The organism is Mesorhizobium sp. M0018 (genome assembly GCF_040323955.1).
Classification (GTDB): domain Bacteria; phylum Pseudomonadota; class Alphaproteobacteria; order Rhizobiales; family Rhizobiaceae; genus Mesorhizobium.
Genome location: NZ_JAMYVL010000007.1, coordinates 199,561 through 223,627, shown reverse-complemented (window position 1 = coordinate 223,627; position 24,067 = coordinate 199,561). Strand labels below are relative to the sequence as shown.

Sequence of the window (24,067 nt, the reverse complement as noted above, 5' to 3'; positions counted from 1 at the left end):
GCTTTTTGTATTCAATCCCGCCGGTGTCGCATTTGCTCGTGCCTAACGCGCGCAAAACTGGAATCCTGCCAGGCGATGGCAATTGCATCGGGAGGCCGACATGGCTGAAAGTCACACCGGATCATGCTTGTGCGGGGCAGTGCGGTTCCAGACACTAGGACCGCTACGCGGTGTCGTCTACTGCCATTGCTCGCAGTGCCGGAAGCAGAGCGGGCATTTTTATGCGGCGACCAACGTTGCCGACCGCGACATTACAATCACCGGCGCGAAGAGCATCACCTGGTACGAGGCCTCTTCGTTCGCCAGGCGCGGCTTCTGCAAGACATGCGGCTCTCTGTTGTTCTGGAAGCCGAGCGATGACGGCTATGTTTCGGTCATGGCAGGGCTGTTCGACGCGCCAACTAGGCTCCAAGGCGAATGTCATATCTTCGTCGGCGACAAGGGCGATTATTACGCCATCGATGACGGGCTGCCGCAGTTCGAGAAGTCGACGCCGTCGATCAAGGTGGCAGCCGGCTGATTCTTTGCAGAGGCCGCCTTATTCCCTTGGTCCAGCCATTGCGCTATCCCCTGCCGGTGATTCCGAAGGGTTTTGGCATGCAGCGACTGATCGACGCTTTTTACAATTCGGTGCGGGCGTTTCGCAAACTGGCCGCCGGCGAGGAGGCCTTCCAGCTGGAGCTGACGCTGCTCGTGCTTGCCTTGCCGCTCGGCTGGTTCCTTTCGGAATCGTGGCGCGGCTATGCGTTGCTGATCGGCGCGGTGCTGCTCATGATCATGATCGAGGTGCTGAACACCGGCATCGAGGCGGCATGCGACGCGTTCAGCCGCGAATTCAACGTCGATATCCAACTGGCCAAGGATTGCGGTTCGCTGGCGGTGCTGATTTCGGTGGTGATCGCTGCCGGGGTATGGGGCGTCGCCGTCATCGAGCGGATCCTCGGGGGACCGATCTGACGTTTCAGACACTACATGCCGGTCAACTGAGGGGCCTGACATGGCCGATACCACCGGATTTCTGTTGCTTGAACGTGAGGGCCTGCCGGACGATCTGCGCTGGCTGGTCGAAAAATATCCGCGCGAGGACTGGCAGGCGCATGCCAATATCCACGGCATAGCCAATATGTGGCTGCAGCGGCACGACATGTTCCGCGAGCTTGGCGGCATGCTCACCAATGGTATCGGCGATTATCGAGAAAGTAGGCTGAACGCGCCGGAATTCGCGCGCTGGTTCGCGCCGCGCCTCAACCATTTCCTCGGCAATCTCGACGGCCATCACAATGTCGAGGACCATCATTATTTCCCGGTCTTCGCCAGGGCCGAGACCCGTCTGAAGCGCGGCTTCGAGATTCTCGATGCCGATCACCACACAATCCATGAGGGACTGGAGCGCAATGCCGAGGCGGCAAATGCCTTCATCCGCACGCTTCAGGAGAGCGAAGACAAACAGCGTTTCGCCGCCGATGCCTATGCCGACGAGAACGGCCGGCTGATCGCCATGTTGACCCGGCATCTTGCCGACGAGGAAGACCTGATCATTCCGCTGATCCTCGAGAAGGGTGATCGCGCGCTCGGCATTGATTGACGATCAGCTTCCCTTGCGGAGTTCCTTCTTGGCGACGATATGGGCCGCGAGCCAGCCGAGGATGGCCACAACAAGGCCGATTGCCAGAGCGATCAGTAATCGCTCGTGACGAGCTAGCGCTTGGCCGACGATGTGCTCCGCGCCCAGCCCGAAGACATAACCGACAGTGCAGAACAGTGCCGCCCAGACCACCGATGAGATGGCGTTGAGGATGACGAAGCGCGCCGCCGCAATGCCCGACAGCCCGGCGGCGATGCCGCCGACCAGGCGGAGGCCATAGATGTAGCGGTTCGACAGCACGAAAATGTTGGGATGAGAGGTGACAAGGCGGTAGGCGTGGCTGAAGCCCGGCCGGGCTCGGAGCCTGATCACGAATTTATGGTCGGCGAAGCTCCGTCCCAAGATGAAGAAGAACGTGTCGCCACCGAAGGCGCCGAGCGCGGCTGCGAGAAACGCCTGCCACGGGATGAAGACATGCTGATGCGCAAAAAAACCGCCAAGAATTGCGGCGCTTTCGCCCTCTGCGACGCAGCCCAGAAAAACCGCGACCAATCCATATTGCTCAATGAGACGATGGATGACTTCCGTCATGAAGACGTTCGCTGCTTCGACAGAATGTCGTCGATGCGCTTCACCTGCTCGGCCAGCCGGGCGATCTCGTCTCGCATGCCGATGATCTGGCTGTGGCGCAGTTCGTCGAGCTTTTCGTGTAACGCCATGATCTCGATCTCGGCCTTGAGATTAACCTCATAGTCGTGGGCGGCGTCGATTCGATCGCGCTCCGTCTGGCGGTTTTGCGCCATCATGATCACTGGCGCCTGCAGGGCGGCAACCATGGAAAGCACGAGATTGAGGAAGATGAAGGGATAGGGATCGAAGGCGGCGCGCGACAAGAGCCAGACATTGCCTGCCGTCCACAGGATCAGGAAGCCAATGAATGCCAGGATGAAGGACCAAGAGCCGCCGATCCGGGCGATGGTGTCGGCCAGGCGATCTCCAAACGTCTGGTGAAAGGCGACGGCCTTGTTGGTGTCCTTGGAGATCGTGGTGCGCTCGAGCGTAGATTGCAGTACCCGGCTTTCGAGCGCGCTGAGGCCGTCCGGCTTTCGCTTCAGCCAGCGGCTTGCCAGGTCCTCGATCGTTTTGTTCATCGTCGCCTCCGTCGTCCGCGATGAGGTAGAAGCTGCCGGTTCCTACGGGAAGTGGTAGATTGACGCGATGGGGTCAGGAAACAATGGTGGATTTTCAGAAAATTCGCGCCCGTGCAGCGAAGCGCAAAGGCGGTGAGGCAGCGCTGACGTCGCTGCTGGGTCCTATGCCCGACAATGCCGCGGTGGCAAAGATTGCGGACGACCGGATCCTGTCGACTATGGCCGAGCGGGTTTTTGCCGCCGGCTTTGTCTGGCGCGTCATCGAGCAGAAATGGCCGGGTTTCGAGGAAGCATTTCTTGGCTTCGAGCCGAAGCGGCTGCTGTTCCAGCCTGACGATTTCTGGCACGATCTCACAGCCGACAAGCGCATCGTCCGCAATCCGCAGAAGATCAAATCCGTACGCGACAACGCAGCCTTCGTCGAGCGCGTGTCGAAGGAGCATGGCAGCTTCGGCAAGTTCCTGGCCAATTGGCCGGCGGATGACCAGGTCGGATTGATGGCCTATCTCGGCAAGCATGGCAGCCGGCTCGGCGGCAATACCGGCCAGTATTTTCTGCGCTGGCTGGAGTGGGACGCCTTCATCGTCTCGGCCGACATGGCGGCAGCGCTGCGCGACGCCGGGCTCGACCTCGCGCAGAGCCCGACATCGAAGAAGGACCTGGGCAAGATCCAAGTGCAGATAAACGCCTGGGCGGCGGAAACCGGACTGCCGCGCCGGCACATTTCGCGCATTCTGGCAATGTCGATCGGCGAGAACCATCCGCCGGAAGCCTTGCGCGAATATATGGGCGAATAGGATCGACTGTTTGGTCCAAACGAACGCCATTGCCCGACGAATTTTGCCGCGCTAAACCCACGGGCATGACAGACAAGACCGCTCCAGACATATTGCGCATCGCCGTCGCCCAGCTCAATCCGACGGTCGGCGACGTCGCCGGCAATCTTGCCAAGGCACGCGAGGCGAGGGCGGATGCCGCCCGCCAAGGCGCCGACCTCGTGCTGTTTACCGAGCTTTTCCTTGCCGGCTATCCGCCTGAGGATCTGGTGCTGAAGCCCGCCTTCCTGAAGGCCTGCGAGCGGGCGGCGGAGGATTTCGCCGGCGATACCGCCGACGGCGGCCCGGGTTTCGTCATCGGCACGCCGTTGAAGCGCAAGACCGGCACGCACAATTCGATCATCTTTGCCGATGGCGGCAAGATCCTTGCCGAACGCTACAAGCTCGATCTGCCGAATTACGGTGAGTTCGACGAGAAGCGCGTCTTCCAGGCCGGCCCCGAGATCCAGGGGCCGGTCAATTTCCGCGGCGTGCGCGTGGGAGTGCCGATCTGCGAAGATATCTGGGGCGAGGTTGCCGTCTGCGAGACGCTGGCCGAAAGCGGCGCGGAAATCCTGCTGGTCCCGAACGGCTCGCCCTATTACCGCGGCAAGGTCGACGTCCGCCACCAGATCGTCATCCGCCAGGTCATCGAATGCGGACTGCCGATTATCTATGCCAACCAGCTTGGCGGCCAGGACGAGCTGGTTTTCGATGGCGCATCGTTTGCCATAGGTTCTGACAAGACGCTGGCCTTCCAGATGAGCCAGTTCGAGGAGACGGTCAACGTCACCACCTGGAAGCGAAAGAATGACATCTGGGTCTGCTCTGACGGACCGATGTCGAAAATCCCGGAAAAGGAGGAGGCCGACTATCGCGCCTGCATGTTGGGCCTGCGCGATTACGTCAACAAGAACGGCTTCAAGAATGTCGTGCTCGGCCTCTCCGGCGGCATCGATTCGGCGATCTGCGCGGCACTTGCCGTCGATGCGCTCGGCGAGGAACGGCTGCGCGCCGTGATGATGCCTTACCGCTACACTTCGAAGGACTCGCTCAAGGATGCCGAGGACTGCGCCCGCGCGCTCGGCTGCCGCTACGACATCGTGCCGATCTTCGAGCCAGTCGAGGGTTTCCTGCACACGTTGACACAGCTTTTCGAGGGCACCAAGGAAGGCATCACCGAGGAAAACCTGCAGAGCCGGGCCCGCGGCACCATCCTGATGGCGATTTCCAACAAGTTCGGCTCGATGGTGGTCACCACCGGCAACAAAAGCGAGATGTCGGTCGGCTACGCGACGCTCTATGGCGACATGAATGGCGGCTTCAATCCGATCAAGGACCTCTACAAGATGCAGGTCTATGCGCTGTCGCGCTGGCGCAACGCGCATGTGCCGCCGGGTGCGCTCGGTCCGTCCGGCGAGGTGATCCCGAACAACATCATCGACAAGGCGCCCTCGGCGGAACTGCGAGAGAACCAGACGGACCAGGATTCGCTGCCGCCCTATCCGGTGCTCGACGACATATTGGAGTGCCTGATCGAAAACGAGATGGGTGTCGACGACATCGTCGCGCGCGGCCATGACCGGGCGACGGTGACGCGCGTCGAGCACCTGCTTTACGTCGCCGAATACAAGCGCCGGCAGGCGGCGCCCGGCGTGAAGATCACCAGGAAGAACTTTGGCCGCGACCGCCGCTATCCCATTACCAACCGGTTCAGGGATGGCGGGTAGGCGATTGGCCTGTTTAACGGTTTAGCCATGGCCAACCTTGAAATCAGCTTCGACCCGTCGCGGATCGACTTCCGGGCGACATCCGACATTTTGAAGGCGAGCTATTGGGGCAGCGGCCGCAGCGATGAACTGCACCGCCGCGCTTTTGCCAACTCACTGTGCGTCGGCGCCTATGTCGGCGGCAATCAGGTCGGCTTCGGCCGGGCGATCACCGACCGTACGGTATTTGCCTATCTCGCCGACATAATTGTCTGGCCCGGGTATCGCGGACAAGGCATCGGAACCCGGCTTGTCCAGGCGCTTATCGACCACTCGGACGTCAAGACGGTCACGCATTGGAGCCTGTCGACCAACGACGCCCATGCGGTTTACGAGAAGCTCGGCTTCAGGCCTTCCACCGACGGCCGCTATATGCGCCTCGACCGTATCCCGGCAACCTGAACAGAGGCAGCGCACAACCCGCGATTGTTGCAAAATCGTCTCACTGCTTGGACCAGATGCGCTTTTGGCTATCTACTGACTTGGCGCGGCGTTGAGGCGTCTCTATAAACACCTCTCCGCGATTCCCCTTCAGGAGGAACCGAATGCCAGGATTTGACATCGTTATGCGAGGCCGCGAAGCCTAGGTCTTGGTCAGTGCGCCCGAGATAGCCTCGCGGCAAGGCTGAACCGAGGCCGGTATTTCGCCGCTGCCGGTCGCCGCCCCTCTACAGGGCCGCCAAATACGCCAAACCTCCGCATCTCCGGGCGCCAAACGGCGCCGACGCGGTTTTTCAATTTCTACTTTCGTGGGATCGGGCTCGTTTGCGCCCGAATGACATCATGACTCGTTTTCGAATAGATTTGCGCGCGGGCGCCTTTCGCAGCGTTCTTGGCTTCACGCTCAGCCATTGGCGGCGTCAGCCGTGGCGGCTTGCCGGCATTATGGGCACATTCCTGCTGTCGACCTTGGCCGACGTGCTGACGCCGCTCTATTCCGGCCGGCTGGTGGATGCCGTCGCCAGCAGTGCTGCGGCCGACGATGTTGCGTGGAACGCGGCGACAGCGGCCTTTTCGATGCTGGTGGCCCTGGCGCTCACCGGTGTCGTGCTGCGCAATCTCGCCTTCATGGCCATTGTCGAGCTGACGTTGAAGATGATGGCGGATATCGCCGCCGACGCCTTCCACCGCGTCCAGCGCTTCTCCACCGACTGGCACGCCAACAGCTTCGCCGGATCGACGGTGCGCAAGATAACGCGCGGCATGTGGGCGCTCGACCTGCTCAACGACACGATCCTGATCGCGCTGCTGCCATCGGTCGTCATGCTCGTCGGCTCGACGCTGCTGCTTGGCTGGTTCTGGCCGCTGATGGGTGCTGTCGTTGCCACCGGTTCGGTTCTGTTCATCGCGGTGACGACGATGCTGTCGCTTGGCTATGTCGCGCCCGCGGCAAGGCTTGCCAATGCGTGGGATACACGGCTTGGCGGCTCGCTGGCCGACGCGGTGAGCTGCAACGCCGTGGTCAAGGGTTTTGGCGCCGAGGAACGCGAGGAGACGCGGCTTGCCGAGGTCGTCGCCAAATGGCGCGGTCGCACGCGCCGCACCTGGATGCGCGGCACCGTCAACGGCACCACGCAAGGGACGATGCTGCTGCTTTTGAGGGCAGCGGTCATCGGGTTCTCCCTGCTGTTGTGGTCGTGGGGGCAGGCGAGCGCCGGCGATGTCGCCTTCGTGCTGACCTCATTCTTCGTGCTGCAAGGCTATCTGCGCGACATCGGCACACATATCCGCAATCTGCAGCGCTCGATCAACGACATGGAGGAACTGGTCGACTTCCAGTCCGAACCACTCGGCATCGAGGATCGGCCCGGAGCCAAACCGATCCGGATCACCGATGGCCGTATCACCTTCGACAACGTCACGTTCCATTATGGCAGCCACCGCCTGCCGCTCTATCGCGACTTTTCGGTGGACATCGCGCCGGGCGAACGGGTTGGGCTGGTTGGCCATTCGGGCTCCGGCAAGACGACGTTCGTCAAGCTGATCCAGCGCCTCTACGACGTGACTGCGGGCAATATCCTGATCGACGGCCAGGATATTGCCAATGTGGCGCAGGCGTCGCTGCGCGGACAGATCGCAATCGTCCAGCAGGAGCCGATCCTGTTTCACCGGTCGCTGGCCGAAAACATCGCCTATGCCCGGCCGGACGCCACGCAGGCCGAGATCGAGCACGCGGCGCGGTTGGCCAGCGCGCATGACTTCATCGCCAATTTGCCGAAAGGGTATGGCACGCTGGTCGGCGAGCGTGGCGTAAAGCTGTCGGGTGGTGAGCGTCAGCGCGTTGCAATCGCACGCGCCTTTCTTGCCGATGCGCGCATTCTCATCCTGGATGAGGCAACGTCGAGCCTCGATTCGGAATCGGAGGTGCTGATCCAGCAGGCGATGGAGCGGTTGATGGTCGGCCGCACGACGCTGGTCATTGCCCACCGGCTGTCGACGGTGCGGGCGCTGGACAGGCTTTTGGTGTTCGATCGCGGCCGCATCGTCGAAGAGGGCTCGCATGACCAACTGATCCGGCTGCAAGGCGGCATCTACCGCCGGCTGTTCGAACGCCAGGCGCTTGAACTGACCAAAGGCCTGGTGATCTGACGGTTGCGGTGCCGCGCGTCTTGATAGACGTGCGGCGCTGCAGTCTTTTCTTCGCCTTTGTCATGTTCTATGTCTGCCGCCGAGCGCGGGGGCGCGTCTTGTCAACAGCAAAACCATCCGGTACGCCCCGCTCATGACAGTTACCGTCCGTTTCGCCCCGTCACCGACCGGCCGCATCCATATCGGCAATGCGCGCACCGCTTTGTTCAATTGGCTGTTCGCCATCAAGAACAAAGGCCGCTTCATCCAGCGCTTCGACGACACCGACGTCGCCCGTTCGACGCAGGAGTTTTCCGACGCTATCCTGTATGACCTTCATTGGCTGGGCATCTTCCCCGATGCCACGGAGTACCAGTCGCGGCGGGTCGAAATCTACGATGCCGCACTGGAGAGGCTGAAGGAGGCGCGCCTCGTCTATGCTTGCTATGAGACGCCTGAAGAGCTTGACCTGAGGCGCAAGGTGCGCCGCACGCGTGGCCTGCCGCCAGTCTATGGCCGCGAGGCGCTGACGCTGGCACCCGAGCAGGTGGCGGAATATGAGGCCGATGGCCGGCGGCCGCACTGGCGCTTTCTGCTGCCCAACTTCAGCAGCGATCCGCTACAGCCGGAGCGCACCGAAATCCACTGGAACGACCTGGTGCGCGGCGAAGAGACCGTCGACCTCGCCTCGCTTTCAGACCCGGTTCTGCGGCGTGAGGACGGCACCTACCTCTACACATTGCCTTCGGTTGTCGACGACATCGACATGGGCGTCAGCCATGTCATTCGCGGCGACGACCACGTCACCAATACCGGCGTCCAGATAGCCCTGTTCCGAGCACTTGGCGCGGAGCCGCCGGTGTTCGGCCACCACAATCTCCTGACAACGGCATCAGGCGAGGGACTTTCGAAGCGCACCGGCGCGCTGTCCATCCAGAGCCTGCGTGAGAGCGGCATCGAGCCGATGGCGATCGCTTCGCTGGCGGTGCTCGTCGGCACCTCGGAAAACGTCGTGGCGGTGCCAACGATGGCCGAGCTAGTCGAGCGCTTCGATCCGGCTGCAACATCGAAATCCGCCGCCAAATTCGACCCGGACGAGCTCTTCGTGCTCAACCGCACGCTGCTGCATCACATGCCGTTTTCCGAGGCGCGCGACCGGCTGATCGTGCTCGGCATCTCCGGCGAACAGGCCGAGTCTTTCTGGCTGGCCGTGCGCGGCAATCTCGACAGGCTGGCCGATGCGGCGATCTGGTGGCGTACGCTTCGAGATGGTCCAGAGGAGCCGGCGGAGTTTTCCGACGAGGACCGCGACTTTCTTCGCCAGGCATTCGAGTTGCTGCCGGAAGAGCCTTGGAACGGCACCGTCTGGAAGGACTGGACGGGCAAGATCCGAGCGGCGAGCGGCCGTAAGGGCAAGGCGCTGTTCATGCCGCTCAGGCTGGCGCTTACGGGACAGCCTTCGGGTCCGGAGCTTGCAGATCTGTTGCCGCTGCTGGGTCGGGAAGGAACGTTGGCCCGACGACCCTGACCTTGCGCTGCTCCGGCGGCGGCAGCGATGTCGGCGAGGGCACAGGTTTGACAGCAAGCCGTTTGATCGCCTCACGGTCGAGGCCGCCTTCTGCATTGGCCAAGGTCTCCGGGTCGGCGGCCGGATCAGGCCTGGCAACCGGCAGCGGAACGAACGGGGTGGTCGCCACGTTCGCCTCAGATTGTCCCGGGGTTGGCGGGTTGCCGGCAATGATCTCGAAATTTTGCCCGGCATTGCAGCCGCAGGTCGGCGGCCGCGGCATGTCGGATTGCTTGTAGAGGTAGGCCGTCGGCAGTTCGATATAAGGCCTGCCCGTCACCGAAGACGTCATGGACGCCGAATCGCTGTTCATGCCGCGCGTGTAGAAAACCTGCATCTCGGTGCCGGGGCAGCTCGATTCGCAATTCTTCTGATCGCGCTCGAAATCGCCCAGCGAGGCAGCATTCGACATCGGGAAGAAATAGCCGTCGCAGGTCCGCACACACATGGTGCGGAATTCGCCTTGGGGCTGGCCCATGTCGGCGCTGTTGAGCACGGTGCGGATGTTGCCCGGCTGGCTCAGTTCTTCAGCCTGGTCGGCCTCTTCGGGCTGACTGCCCAAAAGCTGGTCGAGCAGGTTTCGCTTGCCGTTTTCACGGCTGGCTTCGCGGACCGGCGCGGGCGTCCGCGCCGCCGCATCATCGCGGCAGCCATTGGCGTCAAGCAACGTCAATATGCGCGCACGATCACGTCGCGAACCACCGCCGGCAAGGTCGCCGCGCTTGGCCTGCAGGGCGTCGAGATTGGCTGCCATGCGATCGATGGTGGCGTCGAGTGCTGCGCATGCGTTGGCGTTGCGGCGAGACAGCGAAAAGCCGCAGCCGGCGCTGCTGGCCTGGCTGACGGCCTTTGAAATCTGCTGGCGCTGCCGGACGATTGCGTCGTCATATTTCCTGAGCAAAGCCGGTTTGCCGCCGCCACCACGAGAAGCGGCGGCAAGATCGGCTTCAAGCTGGCGGCAGAGGCGCGGAGCGGCCCGCGCCTGAGTGACGGCAATGTCGCACATTAGCAGGGCACCGAGCAGCGCGGCGGCACGCGTCAGCTTCCAACATGCGCCCGTCATCCCTCCGAAACTCCGCCTGCCTGTCGTTCAGAAAGCTACCGCGCTTGCGGTTAATCGTTTGTTTAGCATACCGCCGATTCCAGCTTCAGCCCAAATCGGCGATGGCTTGCGCCAGTGCGCGGCTTCGATCACGACCGGTGCTGTCATATCGACCACGCCACACGACATATTCGGACAGAACCAGAACCGCGACATCCTGGCGTTGCACGAAAAAAGGCGTATTCGCCTAGAAGAATGCCTGGATTCAGTAACGCCCGGAGGCTTGGCATGACCGCGATTACCCGTCGAGCCGCAGTGCAATTTGGTCTTTTGTGCCTGGCGATGCCGGTTGCCATGGCGCAGGAAAAGCCCATCACGCCGGATTGGGGCACCAAATTGGTCGAAGCTGCCCGTGAGCAGATCGGCGTCACCACACTCTACGATCCGACCTATACACGCCTGGCCTATCCGGGCGGGGACGTTGGGCCCGAGCGGGGTGTTTGCACGGATGTCGTGATCCGTGCCTATCGCCGCGCCTTCGATCTCGACCTGCAAAAATTGGTGCATGAGGATATGCGGGCCAATTTTGCCGCCTATCCGAAGGGTTGGGGCCTGAAAGCGCCGGACCGCAACATCGACCACCGCCGTGTGCCCAATCTTGCGGTCTATTTCGAGCGGCGCGGTGCCACCTTGCCCGTCAGCCAAGACCCCGCCGATTATCGGCCTGGGGATCTCGTCGCCCAGATGCTGCCCGGCAATCTGCCGCATATTGCCATCGTGTCGTCCAATCGCTCCACATTGGTACCGACAAGAAGACTGGTCATTCACAATATCGGCGGCGGCGCCAGGGAAGAGGACACTTTGTTTGCCTTCAGGCAGACAGGGCATTTCCGGTTCAAGCCAGTCTGAGAAAGCCCGCGGCTATCCCAGTTCGACGATGGCTTGCGCCTTATGCGCGGCTTCGACCACTGCCAGTGCGGTCATGTTGACGACGCCGCGCGAGGTGACCGACGGCGTCAATATGTGCGCCGGGCTGTCGGTGCCGAGCAGGATCGGGCCGACATGCAGCGCGTCCATCATCGTGCGCAGCGCGGTCAGCGTGATGTTCGCCGAATCGAGATTGGGGAACACCAGCAGATTGGCTTCGCCCTTCAGCCGCGAATGCGGATAGACGCGCTGGCGCAGCTGCTCCGACAGTGCCGAGTCGGCATGCATCTCGCCGTCGCATTGCAGGTCGGGCGCGATGCGCGCCAGGATCGCCGCCGCCTGCCGCATCTTCATGGCGCTTGGCGAATCGCGGGAGCCGAAATCCGAATGCGAAAGCAGGGCTGCCTTGGGCTCGATGCCAAAACGCTGAATCTCCTCGGCCGCCAGAACGGTCATCTCCGCAATCTCCTCGGCGGTCGGATCGACGGAGACATGGGTATCGGTGAGGAAAATGATGCCGCGCTGCGAAATCAGCATGGAAAGCGTCGACAGGTCGCGATCCCTAATGCCGGCGCGTGGCCCGATGATCAGCGTGACGTTGCGCAAATGGCGCTCGAAACGGCCCTCAAGGCCGCAGACCATGGCGTCGGCGTCGCCGCGCTTCAGGGCAAGGGCGGCGATCACCGTATTGTCGGTGCGCACCATGGTGCGTGCCGCTTCCGTAGTCACCCCACGGCGGCCGGCAAGCTCGATCAAAAGGTCGACATAGTGGCGGTAACGCGGATCGTCTTCCGGGTTGATCAGGCCGAAATCGACGCCCGGCTTGATGCGCAGCCCATAGCGTTTCAACCGCACCTCGATGACGTGCGGGCGGCCGATCAGGATCGGTTCGGCAATGCCTTCCTCGAGCACGACCTGCGCGGCGCGAAGCACGCGCTCGTCCTCGCCGTCGGCATAGATGACGCGCTTGGCGCTCGACGTCTTGGCCATCGAGAATACCGGCTTCATGACCAGGCCAGAACGGAAGACGAAGCGGTTCAGCTTGTCGATATAGGCGGCGAAATCGGTGATCGGCCGGGTCGCGACGCCGGTCTCGCAAGCTGCCTTGGCGACGGCAGGGGCAATGCGCAGGATCAGCCGCGGATCGAAAGGCGAGGGGATCAGGAACTCCGGGCCGAAGATCGGCGTCTCGCCGGAATAGGCGCGCGCGGCAACGTCGGACGGCTCTTCGCGGGCAAGCGCTGCGATCGCCCGAACGGCGGCCATTTTCATCTCTTCGTTGATGGCACTTGCGCCGCAATCCAGCGCGCCACGGAAGATGTAAGGAAAACAGAGTACGTTATTGACTTGATTGGGGAAATCGGAGCGGCCGGTGCAGATCATCGCATCGGGTCGCGCCGCCCGTGCCGCTTCCGGCATGATCTCGGGATTGGGGTTGGCCAGCGCCAGGATCAGCGGCTTGGGCGCCATGTGGTGCAGCAGTTCCGGTTTCAGCACGCCGGCGGCAGACAGGCCGAGAAACACGTCGGCGCCGGGCAGAACGTCGGCCAGCGTGCGCGCCTCGGTGTCCTTCACATAGGGGTCTTTCCAGCGGTCCATCTCCTCGACGCGGCCCTTATGGGCGACCCCGAACCGGTCGGTGACCCAGATGTTTTCGACCCGCGCGCCGAGCGAGACCAGAAGGTTGAGGCAGGCAAGCGCCGCAGCGCCGGCGCCTGACGTGACGATCTTGATATCCGCGATGGACTTGCCGGCGAATTCCAGCCCGTTGAGCACGGCGGCGGCGACGATGATGGCGGTGCCGTGCTGGTCGTCATGGAAGACCGGTATGCCCATGCGGGCTTTCAACTGCTCCTCGACTTCGAAGCATTCGGGCGCCTTGATGTCTTCCAGGTTGATGCCGCCGAAGGTTGGTTCCAGCGCCGAGATCGTCTCGACCATGCGCTCGATGCCCGGTGCGTCGATCTCGATGTCGAAGACATCGATGCCGGCGAATTTCTTGAACAGCACCGCCTTGCCTTCCATCACCGGCTTGGAGGCGAGCGGACCGATATTGCCGAGGCCCAGCACCGCCGAACCGTTGGTGACAACGCCGACCAGATTGGCACGGGCTGTATAGTCGGCGGCGGTTGCCGGGTCGTCGCGGATTTCAAGGCAGGGGGCGGCGACCCCCGGCGAATAGGCAAGCGCCAGGTCGCGCTGATTGCCCAGTGGCTTCGTCGCCTGGATTTCAAGTTTTCCGGGACGGGGATGCTTATGGAAATAGAGCGCTGCTTCGTCGAGGTCGGATCGAGCCGCCTTCTTGCTTTCGCCTGTCATGACGGCCGCCTCCTCAGTTCAGTCCGTTCGATGTTTGAGTCTCTTAGCATGCAGCCGAGGCTTTTCGAGAGGTGATATGTCGCAAGCGCGAGCTTACGGCTTGCACCGCCCGCCGGCCTGTACGGTCTGCCATTGAAATGTTGGGGCGATAGGCGCGTTGCTGGAGCGAGCTGCGAGCCGAATGTCTGCTTCAGGTGGTGGTTTGCGGACGATTAGGTATTCTTTCGCTAGTTCGCTGTGGGGCTGTTGCTCCTATAAAGTGCACGAAAGAAACTCTTGGAATAGCGATCGTACCAAGCGGCAGCCCACTCGCCGACAAGTCGCTCTGTCGACGACACCCTACGCCGGTAGTCGACTGTTCGGCGGATACCTCCTTCTTCCTCAAGCTCGATGTCCAGGTGAGTAAACTTTGGGGCCGCATCCGAAAACCTGAGATACATGTATGCAAACACCGCGATATGACGTTTACCCATTGATAAGCAACGATTTTCAATCGCCACCACCGCAGACTGGACTGTGGCGAAATCCTCTAGCCTAACCGCTCGTTCTAGACGAACGAAGTCAAGGAACAATCTCCGGTCAGTAATTGCAAGGTTGCCGTCGGCCGTGTCTCGAACCCCGTGCGACAGCAGTTTTTGCGCAACAAAGCGATAAATAGACGCCATTCGCCGGTCTCATTTTTTCATTTGCGAGGCAGGACATAGCATGCGGACTAACCCTAGTTCTTGTGAACTGGGCGCCCTTTTTGAGCATAATGTTGCCCTGTTTCGGCTTGCCTGAGGGCGCCTGCAATGGTTGAAAGCGGTCAGGGGAAGCGTGTCCTTTTGTCTCGCTCCTGCCATTCAGCAAGTCCAGCCGCTCTTATCCGCTCGATACGGCGGATGGTATGACAAATTGATTTTGCCGCGTATGGCAGGTTTTCAGGAGCTTGCAGGTGACCAAGATAGCCCCGCGCTGCCGCAAGCGAGGTGCGCCAAATCTCTTCGGAGACGTATTTTGTATCCACAACTATGATCCATGCTCTTCCGGCAAGATATAGGACGCGATGCCTTGCTGTGTCGCCAATTTCAGAGCTTTAGAATAGTCGCATAGGTCCGCAAGGGGTGGAAACGGACGCTACGCTCCTGTCGAAAGGCGGCTCCGCAGCGCTTGCAACTCTGCTCGCGAAGTGGGCGCGCTCTCGTCCGACAGGAAAAGCAGAACCTCCGAGGCACCATCATCCGCGAAGGTGAAGTCGTCGCTCATGATTAGCGCATCGGCGATGTAGGCGGCTGCTTGGACCGGTAGGATGCCGTCCGCCAGCCGATCAACCAGCACGTCCACATGTCGACGATTAATTATCGTATCTGGACCGTCAGTGATGATGACATTCCCCACGCCGCCCGACTTGGACGCGGCGGCTACGCATTCATTCACTTCGGCTTCAATCTCCTGCCAAAGCTCGGATGGCGGTTTCTCGCCGTTGAGGAAGGATATGAGGGACGAGTGTTGCATTGGCGGAGCTTATGCTGACGGGCTCCAAGTTCCGCAACCGGTCGTCTTCCACTATTCAGTGGGCATTGAGCATTGGATTCTCGCTAGAACGCGCTGACGTAGAGGCCGCCGTCGACCGGTATGTTCTGCCCGGTCAGGTAACCGGCATGAACCGAGCACAGGAAGGCGCAGATCTGGCCGAATTCCTCCGGTGTGCCGAGCCGTTTGGCCGGAACGTTGGCCGCTGCTTGCGCCTTGCGCGCGGCGGCGGCGGCCGGATCTTCGGGCGTGCCGGCCTCGTGCGGGCCGCGCAGCCGGTCGGTATCGAGTTTTCCCGGCAGCATGTTGTTGATCGTCACGTTGCGGTCGATCACCGTGCGCGCGACGCCGGCGAGGAACGAAGTAAGGCCGGCGCGGGCGCCGGACGACAGGTCGAGGCCGGGGATAGGCACATAGACCGACAGCGAGGTGATGTTGACGATGCGGCCGAAGCCGCGCGCCGCCATGCCGTCGATCACGGCCTGAACCAGTTCGACAGGGGTCACCATGTTCTGGGTGACGCCCTCGAGGATCTTTTCGCGGTCGAGCGCGCGGAAATCGCGAAACGGCGGACCGCCATTGTTGTTGACGAGGATGTCGGGATCGGGGCAGGCGGCAAGCAGCGCCTTCTGGACATCGGGCTTGGATACGTCGCCGACGATTTCGGTCACCTTGACGCCGAATTTCTCGCGCAGTTCAGCGGCGGTTTTGGCCAGCACGTCGGCGTTGCGGCCATTGATCACCAGATCGCAACCTGCCTCTGCCAGTGCCATGGCGCAGCCGCGTCCCAAGCCTTTGCTCGAAGCGCAGACGATGGCCTTCTTGCCGCGAATGCCGAGATCCATGGTAATTTTCTCCTCTGATTGCCGCGGCAACCTATCCGGATGGCTGGACCAATCGCAACCGTCATACGGTTGTTGCATGAATCGGGGCATAGGCTCAGGCGAAAGCAACGGTGACAAATGATGTCCGGCGCAGAGCCTCGCACTTTCCGCAGCATGTTCATCTCCGACGTCCATCTCGGATCGAAGGCGGCGAAGGCCGAATTCCTGATCGATTTCCTGCGCCATCACGATGCCGATATCATCTATCTCGTCGGCGACATCGTCGACGGCTGGCGCCTGAGACGAAGCTGGCATTGGCCGCAAAGCCATAACGACGTGATCCAGAAATTGCTGCGCAAGGCGCGCAAGGGCGCCAGCATCACCTACATCGCCGGCAACCATGACGAGTTCGCGCGACAGTTCCAGGGCGTTCATTTCGGCGGCATTGTCGTCGCCGACCGCGCCATCCACGAGACCGCCGACGGCAAACGCCTTCTTGTCATCCATGGCGACCAGTTCGACACCGTCGTCCATAATGCGCGCTGGCTGGCCTATCTCGGCGACTATGCCTACGACGCGGCGATGCTGCTCAACCGCGTCATCACACGTCTGCGCCAGGTGCTCGGCCTGCCTTACTGGTCGTTCTCGTCCTGGGCCAAGGTCAAGGTCAAGAAGGCGGTGAATTTCATCGGCTCGTTCCAGACCGTGCTGACCGAGGAGGCGCGCCGCTCGCATGTCGACGGCGTGATCTGCGGGCACATCCACCATGCCGCGATCGAAAGCTATGAGGACGTGCAATACATCAACACGGGCGACTGGGTGGAGAGCTGCACGGCGGTGGTCGAGCATTTTGACGGCAGGATGGAGATCCTGCACTGGGCGCATGTCCTGCCGGAGACTCCGGTCGGCAGCGAGGTGCTCGTGCCGATCGACATCAAGGGCAGGGCAGTCCAGGCGGCTTGACCAAATCCGGCCGCATCTCGCTTCAATCGGTTAGTCCAGCGGTTTCATCGACTTTTTCGCCGTGTTAAGCAGCGGCAGGTGTGGCGGGCCGACCCGGCTGAATGCCGTGCCGACGGATCGCCTGTCAATGTCCTCGCTGCCGCCGCTTTCGCCCGAACAGCTCGTCAAGCCACGCCATTTCGAACTGCGCATGAGCTTGATCTTCTTTACGCTCTTCGTTCCGCTCGGGACGCATGTGCCGTATTTCCCGCTGTGGCTGCAGGCGAAGGGGTTCCATGCCGAACAGATAGCCGTGATCCTCGCCGCGCCGATGTTCCTGCGCGTGGCGACGACGCCTTTTCTTACTGCGCTGGCAGACAAAGCGAGCGACCGCGCCAATGTCTATGTTGCGCTGGTCGCCGCATCGCTGATCCTGTCCGCCGGCTACCTCCTGCCGCCGACCTACGCAACGGTACTTGCCGTGTCGCTGGCCCTGACGGTCGTCTGGACGCCGCATTCGCCGATTGCCGATTCGCTCGCCCTTTCAGGTGTTCGCCGCTTCGGCTCGAATTACGCAAGCATGCGCAAATGGGGCTCGATCTCCTATCTCTGTGCCAATCTCGCCGGCGGTTTCATCCTGTCGGCGAGCGGTGCCCAGGCTGTCCCGGTGATCATCTTCGCGGCGCTGTGTGCCGCGCTAGCCGCCGGACTGATTGCGCCGCGCCTTGGCCGTCCACGCCGCGCCTCGCCGCTTTCGGCCGCCGATATCCAGCAATCGGCACCGAAACTCCTCAACCGGTACTTCCTCTATTTTTCGACAGGCGTCGGCGTCATCACCGCCAGCCACGCATTTCTCTACGGTTTCGTGTCGATCTACTGGAAGTCGATCGGCATCAGCGATTCGGTTGTCGGGCTTCTGTGGGGGTGGGGCGTCGTCGCCGAGATATGCATGTTCGTCGTTTTCACCCGCGCTTTCGCCTCCTTCTCGGTCGTCTCGATCATGCTGATTGCCGGGATCGGCGCGATCGTGCGCTGGTTCGCCTTTCCGCTGATCTGGCCGCTTGGGCTTGGCGTTGGCGGGTTTTTCGCGATCCAGACGCTGCACGCGGTTTCGGTGGCGCTGGTGCTGATCGGCCTGCAAAAGATGATCGGTGAGACGGTCGCGGAAGAACGCACCGGGGCGGCGCAAGGCATCGCCTACTTCTCCAATGGCTTCTTCATGGCGGCGGCGACGCTGATTTCCGGTCCTCTTTACGACCGCTTCGGCGCGAATGGCTTCTTTGCGATGATCCCGATCGCCCTGACGGGCCTGGCTCTGATCGGGCTTGCCGCGCGTTCAGCCCCACAGCGCCCGCTCGGGCGGTGACACCAGCGAACCTTGGTAGACGAGACCGGGAACGCGGTCGCGGGCCAGCAGCAGCGGACCGTCGAGATCGACGAAATCGGCATCCTGCGCCAACAGCACGGCCGGCGCCATCGCAAGCGATGTGCCGACCATACAGCCGACCATGACACCAAGAGCCAGTTCGCGGGCGCGGTCGCGAAGCACGAGTGCAGCGGTCAGGCCACCCGATTTGTCGAGCTTGATGTTGACGGCGTCGTAAAGGCCGACAAGTGCTTCAAGGTCCTTCGCCTCGTGCACGCTTTCGTCGGCACAGATCGGTACCGGATGCGCGATGTGGCGAAGAATACTGTCATGTCCCGCCGGCAGCGGCTGTTCGATCAAGGCGATACCGTGCTCGGCGGCAAAGGCAAGGTTTGCGACGATGTTGTCGTTATTCCAGCCCTCGTTGGCGTCGAGAATGATTCGGCTGTCGGGTGCTGCCGCCGTCACTGCACGGATGCGCGCGATGTCGTTGTCGCCGCCGATCTTGACCTTGAGTAGCGGGCGCTGGGCGTTGGCGCGGGCCTGCGCCGCCATCGCCTCCGGCTCGGCGAGCGACAATGTATACGCAGTCTCGAGCGGTCGTAACGGAACGGTTCGTATCGTATGCGCCACCGGTGTTCCGCTGATCTTCGCTTCCAGGTCCCAGAGCGCGCAATCGATGGCGTTGCGTGCCGCGCCGGCAGGCATGGCATCGAGCAGGGCGATGCGGCTGATGCCGTGCGCGATCTCGCTGCGCATCGCCTCGATCGCGTCGCGCACACACTCCATGGTCTCGCCATAGCGCTTGTAAGGGACGCATTCGCCGCGTCCTGTACGGCCGTTTTCGGTGATGGCGCAGGAAATCACCTCCGCTTCGGCCTTCGAGCCGCGCGAAATGGTAAAGGTCCCGGCTATCGGAAAGCGCTCGGCCTCGACCGAAATGACACGCGCCATATTTTTCTGCTCCGGCTGTGCAACAAGGAGGATGTCGGCAAATCGACAGGTCGGCCCCGTCAGGCTAAACAGGACGCCATGTTGACCATCCGCAAACGCGACGCAAGCGGCCCTGCCAAGGAGCCCGACCACCAGCCGCGCATCGCGATCGGCGAGGAGGGCGACGTTCTCGGCTGCGCTTTCTCGGGAACCTGGACGACACGTACCGTGGCGCTGGTCGATGCCGAGATGCGCAAGATCGAGAAGCGCGGCGGCTTCAAGACGCTGGCGCTCGACCTTTCACAAATCGAGAAGATGGACACTGCCGGGGCGTGGCTGATCGACCGCCTGGTCAGCAGCTTCGAAAAAAAGGGCGTCGAGATCACGATGCAGGGGCAGAGCGAGATCGCCTCGATCCTGCTTGGCGCCGTCGGGGACGCCGTTCGTCGCGAGCCCGAATCAGGTCCGGCAAAGCCGCCCAACTTCATCATTCGCGGGCTCGAGGCGGTAGGTCGGCGCGTTTATGAGATGCGCGACGATTTCCTGGCCGCAATGAATATCCTCGGCGCCACGATACGCGGCTCTCAGATGAAGCTTGGCCGCGGCCATGCCGTCAACATGGCGGCGATCTTCAACCAGATCGATCGCATGGGTGTCGGCGCTATACCGGTAGTCGTGCTGATGTCGGCCATCGTCGGTGCGATCGTCGCCCAGCAAGGCGCCTATCAGCTCAGTTATTTCGGCGCCGACATCTTCGTCGTCGACCTGGTCGGCGTGCTGATCCTGCGCGAGCTCGGCGTTTTGATGACGGCGATCATGATCGCCGGCCGCTCCGGTAGCGCGATCACCGCCGAGATCGGCTCGATGAAGATGCGCGAGGAGGTCGATGCGCTGAAGGTGATCGGCCTTAATCCAATCGGCGTGCTGGTGTTTCCGCGGCTCGTCGCGCTGGTCGTCGCGTTGCCTTGCCTGACGATCATCGCCAACTTTGCCGCACTGGGCGGCGGCATTTTGGCTGCATGGCTCTACTCCGATATTGCACCGGCAGCGTTCATCGACCGGCTGCGTGTCGCAATCGACCTCAGCACCATCTTTGCCGGCCTGATCAAGGCGCCGTTCATGGCCATGATCATCGGCATAATTGCCTCGGTCGAGGGCATGAAGGTTGGCGGCAGCGCCGAATCGCTTGGCCAGCATGTGACCGCCTCAGTGGTGAAGTCGATCTTCGTGGTTATTATCCTCGACGGGCTTTTCGCCATGTTCTATGCAGCGATCGAGTTCTGACATGGCGCTGCCGGGCACAAACACGACCAAGGTGGCGGCGAAGGCCAAAGAAGACGAGATCGTGCTGTCGGCGCACGACATCACGGTGTCGTTCGCCGACCAGGTTGTTCTCGACAAATTGTCGCTCGATATCTGGCGCGGGGAGATTCTCGGCTTCGTCGGTGCCTCGGGTGCCGGCAAATCTGTTCTCTTGCGCACCATCCTTGGCTTGACGCGCAAGCAATCGGGAACAATCAAACTGTTCGGCGTTGACGTCGAGAAGGCAACCGAAAGGGAGCGCCTTCGCATCGACATGCGGCTTGGCGTGCTGTTCCAGCATGGCGCCCTTTTTTCGGCGCTGACGGTCCTCGAAAACGTTCAGGTGCCTATGCGCGAATATCTCGATTTGCCGAAGAAGCTGATGGACGAACTTGCCATGCTCAAGGTCGAGCTGGTCGGATTGCCGCCGGATGCGGCGCAGAAATTCCCCTCCGAGCTCTCGGGCGGCATGATCAAGCGTGCTGCGCTGGCGCGCGCCCTGGCACTCGACCCGGACATCGTTTTTCTCGACGAACCGACGTCCGGGCTCGATCCGATCAGCGCGGCTGAGTTCGACGAATTGGTCGTCAAGCTGCGCGATACGATGGATTTGACCGTGTATATGGTCACGCACGATCTCGACACGCTGTTTACGGCGTGCGACCGCGTGGCGGTGCTTGGCAAAAAGAAAGTGCTGGTCGAGGGCACGATCGACGACATGCTCAGGAGCGAGGAACCCTGGGTAAAATCCTATTTCCGCGGAAAACGCGCCCGGCAACTTGATCTTGCGGCGCGCGCATAGCCATAAGTGAGCAATGGAAACCAGGGCCAACTACGTCATTGTCGGCATTTTCACGCTGGCCGCGATCCTCGCGGCTTTCGCTTTCGTCTATTGGACGGCGGCAATCGGCGAAAAGGGTGAGACGACGGTGCTGCGCGTGCGCATTCCAGGCTCCGCTTCGGGGCTCGGCCGTGGCAGTTTCGTGCTGTTCAATGGCGTCAAAGTCGGCGACGTGCGCCGTGTCTATATCGACGTCGACAATCCGACCGCTGCTATCGCCGACACCGAAATAGACCGGAATACACCTATCACCAAGTCGACGCAGGCCGATATCGGGCTTGCCGGCCTCACCGGCCAGGCCAACATCGAGCTCAAGGGCGCCGACCCCAAGGAGCCAAAACTTCTCGACGAGGCGGAAAAGGAAGGCCGTGTCGCCGAGATCGTCGCCAATCCGTCGGCGGTCACCAACCTGCTGCAGACGGCGCAGAACATCTTCACCCGCGCCGACAAGGTCCTTTCGGAGCTCGAAGGCTTCACCAAGGATGTTCGCGGGCCGCTGACGCAAACCGTCAACAATGTCCAGACCTTCTCCGATGCACTGGCCAGGAATGCGGACGGCGTCGACAAGTTCCTGGCCAGCGTCAGCTCGCTGGCGGACGAACTGAAGGGTGTTTCGGGCAAGCTCGACGGCACCCTGAAGGCGGCGGAAGGGCTACTCAACGCCGTCGACAAGGACCAGATCAAGAGCATCGTCGCCAATGTCGACACAGTCACTTCCAACCTCAAGGAAACCAGCAAGCAGTTCGACACGGTCATCAAGAACGTGGACACCGCGGTCGGCTCGATCAACGACTTCGCCCAGAAGACGCAAGGCACGCTGGCCAAGGTCGACGGCGTTCTCGACGGCATCGATCCGGCTGAGGTTCGCACCGCGCTTGCCAATATCCAGAAGGCCAGCGAAAACGCCAACGAGGCTGCCGCCGACATCGCCAAGGTGACCAACAAGTTCGCAAACCGAGCCGACGACATCGATGAAACCATCAAAGACGCGCACCAGCTCGCAGGACGCCTCAACGATGCCTCGGTGCGAGTCGACGGTATCCTTGCCAAGGTCGACAAACTGCTCGGCTCCGGTCAGGCCGACGGCGTCATGGCCGATGCCAGGGCGACGCTCAAATCGTTCAAGCAGGTCGCCGACACGCTGAACGCCCGCCTCGGCACCATCACCGACAATCTAGCGCGGTTCTCGGGACAGGGGCTGCAAAACGTCGAATCGCTGGTCCAGGACAGCCGTCGTTCGATCAACCGCATCGAAGAGGCGGTGACCGACCTCAGCCGCAATCCACAGCGGATCCTGTCCGGCGGCGAGGGTGAGGTCCGGCAGTTCGACGGCAGGGTGCGCCGTTGACTTCGGCCTGCGCCCACCGCAAGAACATAGCTTGCGGATGCGCGTTGTTTCCACGATCCGGGGGGGATCGCGTTTGAAGTCGATCAGTTCAGGCAGCGTCAGATCGAGTGGGTTCAAGGCCGGAGCGGCACTGCTGGCGCTTTCGCTCGCCGGCTGTGCGGCGCTGGGCGGCAAGCCGGCGCCGCTGGATACGTTCGAGCTTTCGGCGCCGTCGCTGGAAGCGCGTGCCCACAGCCGCCGCCAGATCCTCATCGCCCAGCCATCGGCGCTCAAGGCGCTGGACAGCCAGAACATCGTCATCAAGCCATCGCCGCGATCGATCCAGTATCTCAAGGGCGCGCAATGGGCCGACCGGCTGCCGATGATCGTACAGGCGCGGCTGGCAGAGACGTTCCAGCGCTCGGGCAGCTTCACCGGCGTCGGCAAGCCAGGCGAGGGGCTGGCGATCGACTATCAGGTGATCGTTGAGATCCGCTCGTTCGAGGTGCGTGTCGATGGGGGCGAACATGCCGAGGTCGAGCTGTTCGTGCGCCTATTGAATGACCGCAACGGTGAAGTGCGCGCTTCGAAGACGTTTAGCGCCATCGCGCCCGTTTCGGGCAATGGCAACCAGGCCTATGTCGGCGCGCTCGATGCCGCGTTCGGCGATGCGGCCGGGCAAATCGTCCGCTGGACGGACACCGTGATCTGAACCGGGCTAGCTGCTGTGAGGCGGCTGGAGACCGAAGCAGCTCACGGAGCGTATTCGACAAGCGTATGATCTTCGCCCGCGAGTTCATCGTTGATGATTGAGGCTATGGTTTCCCAATCACCTCCAGCCAGCCCTGCGCCAATTTTCGGGTAGCCGATTCTTTTGCCCGCGAATTTACCTTTGACGGCCTGCATGACTTTTCGAATTGCCTGGTAGTCGGCTTTCACGCCTTTGCCCTGCCAATGGAACTGAGTGTAGCCGTTGACAACATGGAAAATGCGGCTGCCTCGCTTGATTTCGGCAACGGATATGCTTCCCAGCTTGGCTGGGTCACCCTTCAATGTCGCGCAATCCGCAGCATATGCTTCGGGAAAAGGCTGCTTTATGGAAAGAGCAATTCCTTTGCCCATCTGGCACTGGCAGTTGCATCCATGCACAATGACATCGAACGTTCCGTCGAGCGCAAGCTGAAGCAGATCACCGCGAATTGTCTGCATTGCCACGAGATACCGGCCTCTGCTCTGGGCGCAAACATCCGACCAAATCAGGAGATTTGCGGACTATC

24 protein-coding genes are annotated in these 24,067 nt (G+C 61.7%); 15 read left to right on the top strand and 9 right to left on the bottom strand.

Annotated elements, in window-relative coordinates; all coding sequences use genetic code 11:
* Positions 1 to 100 precede the first annotated feature (100 nt).
* The 3 genes from NKJ81_RS12625 to NKJ81_RS12615 all read left to right on the top strand — a co-directional run bounded on the left by NKJ81_RS12625 (position 101) and on the right by NKJ81_RS12615 (position 1,585).
* Positions 101 to 520: a GFA family protein gene (locus NKJ81_RS12625; RefSeq protein ID WP_352540629.1), complete on the top strand. Its 420-nt coding sequence runs from the start codon at positions 101 to 103 to the stop codon at positions 518 to 520.
* Between the two features lie 77 nt (positions 521 to 597).
* Positions 598 to 957, top strand: a complete 360-nt coding sequence (locus NKJ81_RS12620) for a diacylglycerol kinase (protein WP_352540628.1) — start codon at positions 598 to 600, stop codon at positions 955 to 957.
* A gap of 40 nt (positions 958 to 997) precedes the next feature.
* Positions 998 to 1,585, top strand: a complete 588-nt coding sequence (locus NKJ81_RS12615) for a hemerythrin domain-containing protein (protein ID WP_352540627.1) — start codon at positions 998 to 1,000, stop codon at positions 1,583 to 1,585.
* 3 nt (positions 1,586 to 1,588) lie between these two features.
* Here the strand turns inward: NKJ81_RS12615 and NKJ81_RS12610 are convergent, their stop codons facing one another.
* Both NKJ81_RS12610 and NKJ81_RS12605 read right to left on the bottom strand, forming a co-directional pair.
* Positions 1,589 to 2,176, bottom strand: a complete 588-nt coding sequence (locus NKJ81_RS12610) for a DedA family protein (protein ID WP_352540626.1) — start codon at positions 2,174 to 2,176, stop codon at positions 1,589 to 1,591.
* On the bottom strand, positions 2,173 to 2,736 hold the full coding sequence (locus NKJ81_RS12605; protein ID WP_023680015.1) for a DUF1003 domain-containing protein: 564 nt from the start codon (positions 2,734 to 2,736) through the stop codon (positions 2,173 to 2,175). Before NKJ81_RS12605 ends, NKJ81_RS12610 begins: the two co-directional genes overlap by 4 nt.
* A gap of 83 nt (positions 2,737 to 2,819) precedes the next feature.
* On the opposite strand from NKJ81_RS12605, the gene NKJ81_RS12600 reads away from it, so the two are divergent.
* The 5 genes from NKJ81_RS12600 (at position 2,820) to gltX (ending at position 9,416) form a co-directional block, all read left to right on the top strand.
* A complete protein-coding gene (locus tag NKJ81_RS12600; protein WP_352540625.1) occupies positions 2,820 to 3,533 on the top strand; it encodes a DNA-3-methyladenine glycosylase I in 714 nt (237 codons plus the stop codon).
* Between the two features lie 65 nt (positions 3,534 to 3,598).
* Entirely contained in the window at positions 3,599 to 5,281 is a 1,683-nt protein-coding gene (locus NKJ81_RS12595; protein WP_352540624.1) for an NAD+ synthase, read from the top strand.
* 27 nt (positions 5,282 to 5,308) lie between these two features.
* On the top strand, positions 5,309 to 5,722 hold the full coding sequence (locus NKJ81_RS12590) for a GNAT family N-acetyltransferase (protein ID WP_352540623.1): 414 nt from the start codon (positions 5,309 to 5,311) through the stop codon (positions 5,720 to 5,722).
* A 381-nt stretch (positions 5,723 to 6,103) separates the two neighbouring features.
* Positions 6,104 to 7,909, top strand: coding sequence for an ABC transporter ATP-binding protein (locus NKJ81_RS12585; protein ID WP_352540622.1), 1,806 nt, complete (start codon positions 6,104 to 6,106; stop codon positions 7,907 to 7,909).
* A gap of 133 nt (positions 7,910 to 8,042) precedes the next feature.
* A complete protein-coding gene (gene gltX / locus NKJ81_RS12580) occupies positions 8,043 to 9,416 on the top strand; it encodes a glutamate--tRNA ligase (RefSeq protein WP_352471740.1) in 1,374 nt (457 codons plus the stop codon).
* On the opposite strand, the gene NKJ81_RS12575 is transcribed toward gltX, so the two are convergent.
* Positions 9,334 to 10,518, bottom strand: a complete 1,185-nt coding sequence (locus NKJ81_RS12575) for a DUF2865 domain-containing protein (protein ID WP_352540621.1) — start codon at positions 10,516 to 10,518, stop codon at positions 9,334 to 9,336. The genes gltX and NKJ81_RS12575 overlap by 83 nt on opposite strands.
* A 267-nt stretch (positions 10,519 to 10,785) precedes the next feature.
* Here NKJ81_RS12575 and NKJ81_RS12570 point away from each other — a divergent pair, with 267 nt between their 5' ends.
* A complete protein-coding gene (locus NKJ81_RS12570) occupies positions 10,786 to 11,406 on the top strand; it encodes a DUF1287 domain-containing protein (RefSeq protein WP_352502479.1) in 621 nt (206 codons plus the stop codon).
* Positions 11,407 to 11,418: 12 nt separating this feature from the next.
* Here the strand turns inward: NKJ81_RS12570 and NKJ81_RS12565 are convergent, their stop codons facing one another.
* The 4 genes from NKJ81_RS12565 to NKJ81_RS12550 all read right to left on the bottom strand — a co-directional run bounded on the left by NKJ81_RS12565 (position 11,419) and on the right by NKJ81_RS12550 (position 16,100).
* Positions 11,419 to 13,743, bottom strand: coding sequence for an NADP-dependent malic enzyme (locus NKJ81_RS12565; protein ID WP_352502480.1), 2,325 nt, complete (start codon positions 13,741 to 13,743; stop codon positions 11,419 to 11,421).
* Positions 13,744 to 13,970: 227 nt separating this feature from the next.
* Positions 13,971 to 14,408 (bottom strand): hypothetical protein, encoded by a 438-nt coding sequence (locus tag NKJ81_RS12560; RefSeq protein WP_352471736.1) that lies wholly within the window; start codon positions 14,406 to 14,408, stop codon positions 13,971 to 13,973.
* A 451-nt stretch (positions 14,409 to 14,859) separates the two neighbouring features.
* Complete coding sequence (locus NKJ81_RS12555; protein WP_352540620.1) at positions 14,860 to 15,237, bottom strand: hypothetical protein; 378 nt, start codon at positions 15,235 to 15,237, stop codon at positions 14,860 to 14,862.
* An 83-nt stretch (positions 15,238 to 15,320) separates the two neighbouring features.
* Positions 15,321 to 16,100, bottom strand: coding sequence for an SDR family oxidoreductase (locus NKJ81_RS12550; protein ID WP_352502482.1), 780 nt, complete (start codon positions 16,098 to 16,100; stop codon positions 15,321 to 15,323).
* A gap of 120 nt (positions 16,101 to 16,220) precedes the next feature.
* Between NKJ81_RS12550 and NKJ81_RS12545 the strand changes: the two genes are divergently transcribed.
* Positions 16,221 to 17,042, top strand: coding sequence for a UDP-2,3-diacylglucosamine diphosphatase (locus tag NKJ81_RS12545; protein ID WP_352502515.1), 822 nt, complete (start codon positions 16,221 to 16,223; stop codon positions 17,040 to 17,042).
* A gap of 127 nt (positions 17,043 to 17,169) precedes the next feature.
* Complete coding sequence (locus NKJ81_RS12540; RefSeq protein WP_352540619.1) at positions 17,170 to 18,387, top strand: MFS transporter; 1,218 nt, start codon at positions 17,170 to 17,172, stop codon at positions 18,385 to 18,387.
* Here the strand turns inward: NKJ81_RS12540 and dgcA are convergent.
* Positions 18,358 to 19,341: an N-acetyl-D-Glu racemase DgcA gene (gene dgcA, locus NKJ81_RS12535; RefSeq protein WP_352540618.1), complete on the bottom strand. Its 984-nt coding sequence runs from the start codon at positions 19,339 to 19,341 to the stop codon at positions 18,358 to 18,360. The two genes, NKJ81_RS12540 and dgcA, sit on opposite strands and share 30 nt — an antisense overlap.
* 78 nt (positions 19,342 to 19,419) lie before the next feature.
* Here dgcA and NKJ81_RS12530 point away from each other — a divergent pair, with 78 nt between their 5' ends.
* From NKJ81_RS12530 to NKJ81_RS12515, 4 genes are read left to right on the top strand one after another with little or no spacing between them, the layout of a single operon-like run.
* Positions 19,420 to 20,604 (top strand): ABC transporter permease, encoded by a 1,185-nt coding sequence (locus NKJ81_RS12530; protein WP_352540617.1) that lies wholly within the window; start codon positions 19,420 to 19,422, stop codon positions 20,602 to 20,604.
* 1 nt (position 20,605) lies between these two features.
* Positions 20,606 to 21,424, top strand: coding sequence for an ABC transporter ATP-binding protein (locus NKJ81_RS12525; RefSeq protein WP_352471729.1), 819 nt, complete (start codon positions 20,606 to 20,608; stop codon positions 21,422 to 21,424).
* Positions 21,425 to 21,437: 13 nt separating this feature from the next.
* Positions 21,438 to 22,811, top strand: a complete 1,374-nt coding sequence (locus NKJ81_RS12520) for an MlaD family protein (RefSeq protein WP_352540616.1) — start codon at positions 21,438 to 21,440, stop codon at positions 22,809 to 22,811.
* Positions 22,812 to 22,848: 37 nt separating this feature from the next.
* Complete coding sequence (locus NKJ81_RS12515) at positions 22,849 to 23,502, top strand: ABC-type transport auxiliary lipoprotein family protein (protein WP_051406244.1); 654 nt, start codon at positions 22,849 to 22,851, stop codon at positions 23,500 to 23,502.
* A gap of 41 nt (positions 23,503 to 23,543) precedes the next feature.
* On the opposite strand, the gene NKJ81_RS12510 is transcribed toward NKJ81_RS12515, so the two are convergent.
* Positions 23,544 to 23,999, bottom strand: coding sequence for a macro domain-containing protein (locus NKJ81_RS12510; RefSeq protein WP_352471799.1), 456 nt, complete (start codon positions 23,997 to 23,999; stop codon positions 23,544 to 23,546).
* Between the last annotated feature and the right edge of the window lie 68 nt (positions 24,000 to 24,067).